Source organism: Streptomyces sp. NRRL S-244, from assembly GCF_000717915.1.
GTDB lineage: Bacteria > Actinomycetota > Actinomycetes > Streptomycetales > Streptomycetaceae > Streptomyces.
This window is the reverse complement of the sequence record NZ_JOCX01000046.1, coordinates 44,114-53,652: the sequence shown is the minus strand read 5'-3', so window position 1 is coordinate 53,652 and position 9,539 is coordinate 44,114. Positions and strand designations below refer to the sequence as shown.

The following is a 9,539-nucleotide window of genomic DNA, read 5'->3' as shown; positions in this document are numbered from 1 at the left end:
GCCAAACTCTCACCGCGGCGGCGACCGCGGTGTGGTGTGTGCCACTCGCCCCACCCCGCCCCCCCCCTCTCCCCTCCTCCGCGTACACGCGCGGTCACGACCCGTGGTTCTGCGCCGACGGCACGCACGGGCGCCACCGATAATCATGCCCGTGGAAGATCTTGGATTTCGCCGGGCCGCGCCCGCCCTGGCCGTCTTCGCGGCGGTCCGGCTGCTCGGGCTGGCCGTGCTCGCGCTCTGGTGCGCGGCGGCCGGCAGCAGCCCGCACACGCTGCTGTCGGCGCGCTGGGACTCGCTCTGGTACGCCCGCATCGCCGCCGAGGGGTACGGGTACGAGGTGCTCCTCCCGAACGGGGACGTGCACTCGAACCTGGCCTTCTTCCCCCTGCTGCCCTGGCTGGAGCGGCTGGTGGCGGCCCCGACCGGGCTGTCGTACGGCTCCGCCGGCCTGGTGGTCTCGGTGGTGGCCGGGCTCGCGGCGGCCTGGGGGATCTTCGCGGTCGCGGACCTCCTCCACGGCCGCCGGGCCGGGGTGTTCGCCGCCGGGGTCTGGGCCGCGCTGCCCGTCGGGATCGTGCAGTCCATGGCGTACAGCGAGTCGCTGTTCACGGCCCTGGCCGCCTGGGCGCTGTACGGGGCCCTGCGCGGCCGGTGGCTGACGGCCGGCGTGCTCGCGGCCGGGGCGGGGCTGACCCGCCCGGTCGGCGCCGCGGTGGTGGCGGCGGTCTGGGTGGCGGCCGCCCTGTCCTGGCGGCGCGGGGAGCGGTCCTGGCGGATGGCGGCGGGGGCGGTACTGGCCCCGCTGGGCGCGGCCGCGTACGTGCTGTGGGTCGGGGCGCGCACCGGCGGCGGGCTGCTCGGCTACCTGGACGTGCAGGGCGGCTGGGGCAACGGCTTCGACGGCGGCTGGGCGTTCGCCCGGTTCATCGGGGCGAAGCTGGCCTCCTCCGCCGCGCCCGCCGGGGTCGGGCTGATCGCGGGGGTCGCGCTGGTGCTGTGGCTGTACTGGCTGTGCGTACGGCAGCGCCAGCCGGCCGCGCTCCTCGTCTACTGCGGGATCGTCGTCGCGCTGGCGCTGTGCGCGTCGGGGTACTTCGGCTCCAAGCCGCGGCTGTTGCTCCCGGCGTTCCCGCTGCTGCTGCCGGCGGCGGTGGCGCTGGCCCGGTGGCGGACCGGGCGGGCGGCGGCGGTGCTGGGAGTGGTGGCACTGGCGTCGGCGGTGTACGGAGCCTTCTGGCTGAACGGGTCGGGGCCGCCGTAGGGGCCCGCCGGTCTGCCCGCCCGGCCCGCCCGACGCGCACGGCCCGCCCGGCCCGCCCGACGCGCACGGCGTGGCCGCGTAACGGAATGGATCATTCCGATCCATCTTTCAGCAAAGTAATTGAGCCGCGGTGATAAAGCGCGGCCGGGTATGCGAAAGAATGGCCAGGGCAATGGATCAAGACACCTCCAACTAATGCCTGAATGCCAGGAATTAAGCGCCGCGTGAGACCAACTCCACATCACATGGTCATCACAAAGCCCGTGATTCGACCGGGCCGCCCATCGGCGCGCGGTAACGTCGATTGAGTGCGTACCGACCAAATCCTGACCCGTCTGGAGCGGGTGTTCGCCCGGCTGGACCGGGAACCAGAGCGACCGGCTCATCTGCAAACACCGCAGATGAGCCGGCACCGCGTCGTGCTCCTCGGATCGACCCTCGCGTTCTACCTCGCGATCGTGGTGGCCGTCCTGACCACGTCCTGGCTCGTCCGCCTGGACTGGCAGGTCATGTTCTTCCGGCCCTACGAGCAGTGGCCGCAGCTGCACGCCTTCCTCGACTACCTCGTCGTCCTGGGCCAGCGCGGACCCACCGCGGTCATGGTCGCCGCATGGCTCGGCTGGCGCTCCTGGCGCCAGCACACCCTCCGCCCGCTGATCACCCTCGGCGTGGCACTGCTCCTGCTCAACATCACCGTCGGCGCCGTCAAGCTCGGCCTCGGCCGGCTCGGCCCGCACTACGCCACGCAGATCGGCTCCGCCGAGCTCTTCGCCGGCGGCGATATATTTCCTTCCGGCCACACCGCCAATGCCGTCGTGACCTGGGGAATCCTGGCCTACCTGGCTTCCACCACGGTCACCCGGCGGGTGCTGTCCGTGGTGTCCGCCGTTGTCTCGCTGAGCGTCGGCGCCACCACCGTGTACCTCGGCACCCACTGGGTGAGCGACGTACTGCTCGGCTGGTCGGCGGGTCTGCTGATCATGCTGGCGCTGCCCTGGTTCGAGCCGCTGATCGCCGGCGCCGAGGCCCGCGTCTTCGCGCTGCGGGAGCGGCTGCGCCGCCGCCTGGAGACCGGAACCGTGCCCGTCCCGGTCGCCACCGCGCTCACCCCGCTGCTCTCCGCGGGCGGCAAGTGGCAGCTCCGGCTCGCCGGTGACGCCGCCGGGGCCGCCGGTCCGCAGGAGCCGGCCGCCGCGCCCGTCCCGGCGACCGCGCAGGCGGCCGTCGCGGGCCCCGGGCACGCCCCGGTGCCCCGGCCCGCCGCGCACGTCTCCGGCCGGCCGCACCTGATCCGGTCCGAGCGGACCCCGGTCACTCCGGTCGGCAGCCGCCGCCCGGCCCACACCGAGCGGCCCGCCGGTCGGGCCGCGGCCCGACCCGCCACCGGCGGCTGATACGCCGGTCGGCAGCACGGGCCGTACGCGGCACTCCGGGGCGGTACGCACACCCTCACCCCGCACCACCGAAATGGCCGAGGCGGGCCGGGTCACCACCCGGCCCGCCTCGGCCATTTCGGTGGTTCCCGCGGCGCATCCGACCGGAACGTCAGCGCAGCGCCCGGAGGTTCGTCCGAACCGGGTCACGCTTGGGTCACGGAATGTCGACAGTTCTTTGACGGGCCCGGCTCCATCCGAAGCACCGCGAAAGCGTCCCCGCGTCATTCTTTTTCCGGCCCGCGACAAGCGGTCCGTACATCCTGTTTCGCATTCCGTCCGGGACCCCCGGAATTTCCCCGGGGATTGCCGCGGCCACCCCGGGGCGGCCGGGTGAACCCCCGCGGTTTCCTTACATCTTCTCCACGGCCCGCCCGAGAAGGTCCCGGGCCGCTCTGATCCGGTCCGTCAGCTCCGGCGGCTCCAGCACCTCGAACTCACAGCCGAGCAGCATGACGTGAATGACGAGGACGTCGAGGTTCACGGCGCCCGTGCGCAGCAGGCAGCTCTCGGCGTCGAGCGGCTCCAGGGCCCCGTCGCTCGGCCCGACGATTCCGGCCGCCGCCTCCGCCGGCACCTTCAGCCTCAGCACCGCCTTGGCCGCGTACGCAGCCTGCGCCACGCCGCGCGACACGTACGCGGCGAGGTCCTCGGCGGGCCCCGGACGCGGGGTGAACCGCGGCCCGTGCGGCGGCCTGGGCTCGATCCGGTCGGCGCGGAAGGTCCGCCAGTCCTCCCGGTCCAGATCCCAGGCGACCAGGTACCAGCGCCGCTCGGTGCACACCAGCCGGTGCGGCTCCACCGCGCGGCGGCTGACGGCGCCCGCGTGGTCCCGGTAGTCGAAGCGCAGCCGCTCGCCGTCCCGGCACGCGGCGGCGAGCTCGGTGAGCACGGAGGGGTCGACGGTGGCGGGCCCCGGCCCGCGCAGCATCGGCACGGTGAACTCGTTGAGCGCCGACACCCGCCGCCGCAGCCGCCCCGGCAGCACCTGCTCCAGCTTGGCGAGCGCCCGTACGGAGGCCTCCCCGATCCCCTCGACCCCGTTCCCGGCGGCCGTGCGCAAGCCCACCGCGACGGCGACGGCCTCGTCGTCGTCGAGCAGCAGCGGCGGCAGCTCGGCACCGGCGCCCAGCTGGTAGCCGCCGCCGGTGCCGGGGCTGGCGTTCACCGGGTAGCCGAGCTCCCGGAGCCGGTCCACATCGCGCCGCACCGTCCTCGGGGTCACGCCGAGGCGCTCCGCGAGATCGGCGCCGGTCCATTCGCGGTGGGCCTGCAACAGGGACAGCAGGCGGAGCAGTCGTGCGGAGGTCTCCAGCATGCCGAGCAGTCTGCCCGTACCCCGGCCCGCGTCCGAATCGCCCCCGCGGGCCGAGACCCCGTCAGGAAGCGGGCACGGCCACCGGTGCCGCGGGGGCCATCGGCGCCGCCGGGACCGGGGTCGGCGCCGGGGTCGGCACCGGCGCCGTGACCGGAACCGGAACCGGCGCCGGTGGCGGTGGCGGTGGCGGTGGCGACGACGGCGGTAGCGGTGGCTCCGGCGGCAGGGCCAGCAGCGTGCCGACCACCAGCGCCTGCGGCTTCGGGCCGATCACCGCCCGGTTCGCCTCGTACAGCGCCTGCCAGCCGCCCTTCAGCCGGTACCGCCGGGCGATCTTCTCCAGCGTGTCCCCGGTCCGGACCACGTGCATGCGCCCCGTCAGCCCGTACCGCTTGGAGCACACCGGCCACGCGTCCCACCCCTGGAACCCCACCACGTCCTCCGCCACCCTGATCTGCTGCTCCCGGCTCGCCAGATCGGCCCGCGCCGCGAAGACCAGCCCCCCGTACTCCTCCCACGTCGGCTGCCAGAACTGCAGGCCCCCGTAGAAGCCGTTGCCGGTGTTGACCGCCCAGCGCCCGCTGCTCTCGCAGTCGGCCACGCAGTCCCAGGGCCACTGCCCGCCGGGACCGCAGTCCCCCGGGCCGGTCCCGATGATCCCGGGCGAGCCGGGGTGGGCCGCCCCCGCGGGCCCGGGCGCGGGGGGCGGCGGGGCCGCGCCGGCCCCCGAAGGGAGTACGAGGACGAGGGCCAGCGCGGCAGCGGCGGCGGCACCGGCCGCCGAGGCGGCCCGCCGGATCCGGAGGTCGGGCATCGCGTCACGCTACGCAGCACCGCGGCGCCCGCCCGGCCTTGCCACGCGGAACGCCCCGCGGCCCACCCGGTCGGCGGAGCCGCCGCCTCCGCTGGAAACGGCCACTTCCGACCACCAACTGCGCACATGCAGAAAAGAGTTGGCAGGAAAACAAACCGCCGGTCCGACCGTTCACCCCTCCGGGGGCCCGGTTCGATTCCGTTCCCTCCAACGGCGTGACCCCGGCCGCCGCTCGGCCGTTGAGCCCGGCGAGCCGGGAACCGCCCGGCCGCCCCCGCTCGCCTAGTCCGAGGAGCCAGCCCGTGCCCCGCATGCTCGACGTCAGTGATGAGGTACGTGCCGAGATCGGTGACGAAGAAGCCGAGAGGCTGCTCACCGGCGACGACGCACCGCGCAGCTACGACTGCACCTCCTGCCGCACCCCGGGGGACCCCGAGACCGACCGCACCAGCACCGTGCTGTTCGTCGGCGAGGAGACGGCCGTCCTCGCCTTCGCCCACGCCGGCTGCATCCCCTCGCAGGTGGTGACCGTCTCCGAGGAGCAGCTCCAGGGCGCGGTCCGCAGCATCACCGGCGACAGCCCCGCCGGCGGCCAGTCCCCGCAGAACGTGCCCGGCGGCCAGGCCGTCCTCGGCATCACCAGCGGCCTGGTCCTGATCGGCGGCGAGCTGCACCCCGCGCTCGTGGTCGAGCCGACCGCGCCGATCGCCCGCCCCGGCACCACCGGCCCCGGCGACGACTTCCTGCCGCTCCTCATCGAGCAGGGGTTCGTCCCGGTCACCAAGACCGCCGAGCTGCCCTCGCCGCTGAACGACTGGTCGGTGCTGCTGGCCGCGGGCCAGCTGCACGCCGTGCTCCAGCCGGGTGTCCCCGGCGGCGGCCAGGTCGCCTGGTGGCAGGCGCACCAGGCGCTGTCGGTCACCGACGGCTGGCGGGCCGCCGTCCACAAGACCCAGCGCGTGCTCGTCTACGCCGCCCCGGTCGGCTCCATCGGCCAGCAGCCCCGCGAGGACCTGCTCCGCGACGCGCTCGACAAGGCCGCCGCGGTCGGCAAGCTCGTGGCGGCCTCGATGCCGCTGGCGGGCACCTCCGGCGCCTGAACGGCGCCTCGACGGCCTCTGATTCCCGCCGCCGGCAGGGATCCCGGAACGCCGCGCCGCCCCCGTCGAGGGGGCGGCGCGGTATGCGCCGGGGGTACGCGGTCCATCCCGCGCACCCCCGGCGATCTGCGTTTTTCTGCTCTGGCCCGCATCCGCAGGGCCCCGGGTTCGTTGGCTGATACGTGCATTCATACGACCCCTCCCGCGCCCCTGCCCACGCGAGCACCGTCTCCCCGATGCGCCCCGCAAGGGACCGGGAGAGCGCCCCGGCCGCCGTCTCGCACACCCCGATCTACGACACGCTGTACTCGGAGTACCTGCGCGCCTTCCGGGCCCTGCCGGGCGACCGTACGGGCGAGGAGGACCTCGGGTTCACGGCGTTCTGGTACGCGGGCGGCGGCTCGTACCCCGGCGGCGGCACGGCGTACGGCAGCGGCACCGGCGGCTCCGGGTACGCAGGCGGCTCGTACGGGAGCGGCTGGAACGGTTCCGCATGGCAGACGGACCCCTGGCCGGCCACCTACGCCCCCGCGCCGCAGCCCTCGTACGCGTACGCCGGGTCCGCGACCGGCGGCGCCGACCACGCCGCCACCGGCTCCGCATACGCCGGCGGGCGGCAGCACCACACCGGGATGCAGCACATCCCGGCGGCCCTGCCGCCCGCTCCGCGCCGGGGTTACTGACCCCGGACCGGCGCTCGCCGCGTACTTCTTCCCGGCCCCTACTTCTTCTTGTGCTGTGCGCCGCGCTTCTCGCGCACCCGCACGGAGATGTGGATCGGGGTCCCCTCGAAGCCGAACTCCTCGCGCAGACGGCGCTCGATGAAGCGCCGGTAGCCGTGCTCCAGGAAGCCGGAGGCGAAGAGGACGAACCGCGGCGGCTTGCTCCCCGCCTGGGTGCCGAACAGGATGCGGGGCTGCTTGCCGCCGCGGATCGGGTGCGGGTGGGCCGCGACGACCTCGCCGAGGAAGGCGTTCAGCCGGCCGGTCGGGACGCGCGTCTCCCAGCCCGCGAGGGCCGTCTCGATCGCCGGGACCAGCTTCTCCATGTGGCGGCCGGTGAGCGCCGAGACGTTCACCCGGGGCGCCCAGGCGACCTGCTGCATCTCGGTCTCGATCTCGCGCTCGAGGTAGTAGCGGCGCTCCTCGTCGAGCTCGTCCCACTTGTTGTACGCGATCACGATCGCGCGCCCGGCCTCGACGGCCATGGTGATGATGCGCTGGTCCTGGACGCTGATCGTCTCGGTGGTGTCGATCAGGATGACCGCGACCTCCGCCTTCTCGACGGCGGCTGCCGTGCGCAGGGAGGCGTAGTAGTCGGCGCCCTGCTGGAGGTGCACCTTCTTGCGGATGCCCGCGGTGTCCACGAACTTCCAGGTGACGCCGCCGAGCTCGATCAGCTCGTCGACCGGGTCGCGGGTGGTGCCGGCCAGCTCGTTGACGACGACCCGGTCCTCCTTCGCGACCTTGTTGAGCAGCGAGGACTTGCCCACGTTCGGGCGGCCGATGAGCGCGATGCGCCGGGGGCCGCCCACCGGGGTGCCGCCGAAGGTCTGCTCGGGCGCCTCGGGCAGCGCCTCCAGGACGGCGTCGAGCATGTCGCCCGTACCGCGGCCGTGCAGCGAGGAGACCGGGTGCGGCTGGCCGAGGCCCAGGGACCACAGGGAGGCGGCGTCGGACTCGCCGCTCTGGCCGTCGACCTTGTTCGCGCACAGGACGACGGGCTTGCCGGCCCGGCGCAGCAGCTTGACGACGGCCTCGTCGCTGTCGGTGGCGCCGACCTTGGCGTCGACGACGAAGACGACCGCGTCGGCGGTCTCGATGGCGTACTCGGCCTGGGCGGCGACGGCGGCGTCGATGCCGAGGACGTCCTGCTCCCAGCCACCGGTGTCGACGACCTTGAAGCGGCGGCCGGCCCACTCGGCCTCGTACGTGACGCGGTCGCGGGTGACGCCCGGCTTGTCCTCGACGACCGCCTCGCGGCGGCCGATGATGCGGTTCACCAGGGTCGACTTGCCGACGTTCGGGCGGCCGACGACGGCGAGCACGGGCAGCGGCCCGTGGCCCGCCTCCGCGATCGCGCCCTCGACGTCGTCTACGTCGAAGCCTTCCTCCGCGGCGAGCTCCATGAACTCCGCGTACTCGGCATCGCCAAGCGCTCCGTGGTCGTGCTGGTCGTTCATGAAGTCCGTTCCTCGTCGTTCGTGGTGATCGGTGGTGCCCGCGCAGCGCGGTTCCACTACTAGGTCAAGTCTCGCTCAGCGCCCGGTCAGGCGCTTGGCGTCGGCCAGGTGGGCGGTCAGCCTGCTCTGGATGCGTACGGTGGCCTCGTCCAGGGCCGTACGGGTACGGCGGCCGGTGCCGTCGCCCGCGTCGAAGGCGGAGCCGAAGACGACGTCGACCCGGCTCTTGAACGGCGGCAGTCCGCGGACCAGCCGCCCTTGGCGCTCGGTGCTGCCGAGTACGGCGACCGGCACGACGGGCGCGCCGCTGCGCACCGCGAAGTACGCGAGCCCGGCGCGCAGCGAGGCGAAGTCGCCCTCGCCGCGGGTGCCCTCGGGGAAGATCCCCAGGGCTCCGCCGTTGTCGAGCACCGCGAGCGCCTTGCTGATCGCGCCCCGGTCCGCGCCCGTACGGTCGACCTTGACCTGGCCGATCCCGTCCAGGAACGGGCCGAGCGGGCCGACGTACGCCTCCTTCTTGATGAGGAAGTGCAGCGGCCGCGGGGCGGTGCCCATGACCATCGGCCCGTCGATGTTGTGCGCGTGATTCACGGCAAGGATGACAGGCCCCGATGCGGGCACGCGCCAGGCGCCCAGCACGCGCGGCTTCCACAGCCCGTACATGAGGCCGATGCCGATCCGCCGGCCGAGCGCCGCACCCTTGAGGGAGGGCGTTCCGCTCACTTGCCGCGCCGCTCTTCGACCAGGGTCACGACGCATTCGATCACCTGGTCGAGCGTGAGCTCGGTGGTGTCGACCTCGACGGCGTCGTCGGCCTTGGCCAGCGGGGAGGTCTTGCGGCCCGAGTCGGCGGCGTCGCGCTTGATCAGGGCTTCCTTGGTGGCCGAGAGGTCCGTGGCCTCCTTGCCGCGCAGCTCACCGCTGCGGCGCGCGGCGCGGGCCTCGGCGGACGCGGTCAGGAAGATCTTGAGGTCGGCGTCGGGCAGGACGGTGGTGCCGATGTCCCGCCCCTCGACGACGATCCCGCCCTCGGCCGACGCGGCGATGGAGCGCTGGAGCTCGGTGATCAGGGTGCGCACCTCGGGGACGGCGCTGACGGCGCTGACCTTGGAGGTGACCTCCTGGGTGCGGATCGGGCCGGAGGCGTCCAGGCCGTCGACCGTGATGGTCGGCGCGGCCGGGTCCGTACCGGAGACGATGCCGGGCTTGCCGGCGGCCACGGCGATGGCGTGGGGGTCGTCGGTGTCGATCCCGTTGGTGATCATCCACCAGGTGATGGCCCGGTACTGGGCACCGGTGTCCAGGTAGCGCAGCCCGAGCTTGGCGGCCACGGCCTTGGAGGTGCTGGACTTGCCCGTGCCGGAGGGACCGTCGATGGCGACGATCACGGCGGACGGAGCTGCGGTTTCCACGGTGCGGGCACCTTCCTGG

Annotated in this window: 9 protein-coding genes; 4 read left to right on the top strand and 5 right to left on the bottom strand. The window is 73.9% G+C overall.

Features of this window, described 5'->3' with window-relative positions:
* The first annotated feature begins 145 nt into the window (after positions 1 to 145).
* Positions 146 to 1,261, top strand: coding sequence for a glycosyltransferase family 39 protein (locus IF02_RS0131235; RefSeq protein WP_030162996.1), 1,116 nt, complete (start codon positions 146 to 148; stop codon positions 1,259 to 1,261).
* Between the two features lie 308 nt (positions 1,262 to 1,569).
* Positions 1,570 to 2,655: a phosphatase PAP2 family protein gene (locus IF02_RS0131230; RefSeq protein ID WP_030162994.1), complete on the top strand. Its 1,086-nt coding sequence runs from the start codon at positions 1,570 to 1,572 to the stop codon at positions 2,653 to 2,655.
* A gap of 391 nt (positions 2,656 to 3,046) precedes the next feature.
* Here IF02_RS0131230 and IF02_RS0131225 read toward each other — a convergent pair whose 3' ends face one another.
* Together IF02_RS0131225 and IF02_RS36155 are read right to left on the bottom strand one after the other, a co-directional pair.
* Positions 3,047 to 4,012 carry a helix-turn-helix transcriptional regulator gene (locus IF02_RS0131225; RefSeq protein ID WP_030162992.1) on the bottom strand — a complete coding sequence of 322 codons (966 nt, stop codon included), beginning with the start codon at positions 4,010 to 4,012 and terminating at the stop codon, positions 3,047 to 3,049.
* 61 nt (positions 4,013 to 4,073) lie between these two features.
* Positions 4,074 to 4,826 carry a transglycosylase family protein gene (locus IF02_RS36155; RefSeq protein ID WP_078622439.1) on the bottom strand — a complete coding sequence of 251 codons (753 nt, stop codon included), beginning with the start codon at positions 4,824 to 4,826 and terminating at the stop codon, positions 4,074 to 4,076.
* 302 nt (positions 4,827 to 5,128) lie between these two features.
* On the opposite strand from IF02_RS36155, the gene IF02_RS0131215 reads away from it, so the two are divergent.
* Both IF02_RS0131215 and IF02_RS0131210 read left to right on the top strand, forming a co-directional pair.
* Positions 5,129 to 5,926: a hypothetical protein gene (locus IF02_RS0131215; RefSeq protein ID WP_030162989.1), complete on the top strand. Its 798-nt coding sequence runs from the start codon at positions 5,129 to 5,131 to the stop codon at positions 5,924 to 5,926.
* Positions 5,927 to 6,162: 236 nt separating this feature from the next.
* The gene (locus tag IF02_RS0131210) at positions 6,163 to 6,609 is read left to right on the top strand and encodes a hypothetical protein (protein WP_324603795.1); all 447 of its coding nucleotides are present in this window, start codon (positions 6,163 to 6,165) and stop codon (positions 6,607 to 6,609) included.
* Between the two features lie 38 nt (positions 6,610 to 6,647).
* Here the strand turns inward: IF02_RS0131210 and der are convergent, their stop codons facing one another.
* The 3 genes from der to cmk form a co-directional block, all read right to left on the bottom strand.
* Entirely contained in the window at positions 6,648 to 8,108 is a 1,461-nt protein-coding gene (der, locus tag IF02_RS0131205) for a ribosome biogenesis GTPase Der (protein ID WP_030162984.1), read from the bottom strand.
* A 75-nt stretch (positions 8,109 to 8,183) separates the two neighbouring features.
* Complete coding sequence (locus tag IF02_RS0131200) at positions 8,184 to 8,867, bottom strand: lysophospholipid acyltransferase family protein (RefSeq protein WP_051696667.1); 684 nt, start codon at positions 8,865 to 8,867, stop codon at positions 8,184 to 8,186.
* A complete protein-coding gene (gene cmk, locus IF02_RS0131195; protein ID WP_030162980.1) occupies positions 8,828 to 9,520 on the bottom strand; it encodes a (d)CMP kinase in 693 nt (230 codons plus the stop codon). Before cmk ends, IF02_RS0131200 begins: the two co-directional genes overlap by 40 nt.
* Between the last annotated feature and the right edge of the window lie 19 nt (positions 9,521 to 9,539).

Bases quoted from the DNA above. Each gene is read 5' to 3' on its own strand.
- IF02_RS0131210 (WP_324603795.1), top strand. From the start codon at position 6,163: ATGCGCCCCGCAAGGGACCGGGAGAGCGCCCCGGCCGCCGTCTCGCAC.
- IF02_RS0131235 (WP_030162996.1), top strand. From the start codon at position 146: ATGCCCGTGGAAGATCTTGGATTTCGCCGGGCCGCGCCCGCCCTGGCC.
- IF02_RS36155 (WP_078622439.1), bottom strand. From the start codon at position 4,826: ATGCCCGACCTCCGGATCCGGCGGGCCGCCTCGGCGGCCGGTGCCGCC.
- der (WP_030162984.1), bottom strand. From the start codon at position 8,108: ATGAACGACCAGCACGACCACGGAGCGCTTGGCGATGCCGAGTACGCG.
- IF02_RS0131225 (WP_030162992.1), bottom strand. From the start codon at position 4,012: ATGCTGGAGACCTCCGCACGACTGCTCCGCCTGCTGTCCCTGTTGCAG.
- IF02_RS0131200 (WP_051696667.1), bottom strand. From the start codon at position 8,867: ATGCGTCGTGACCCTGGTCGAAGAGCGGCGCGGCAAGTGAGCGGAACG.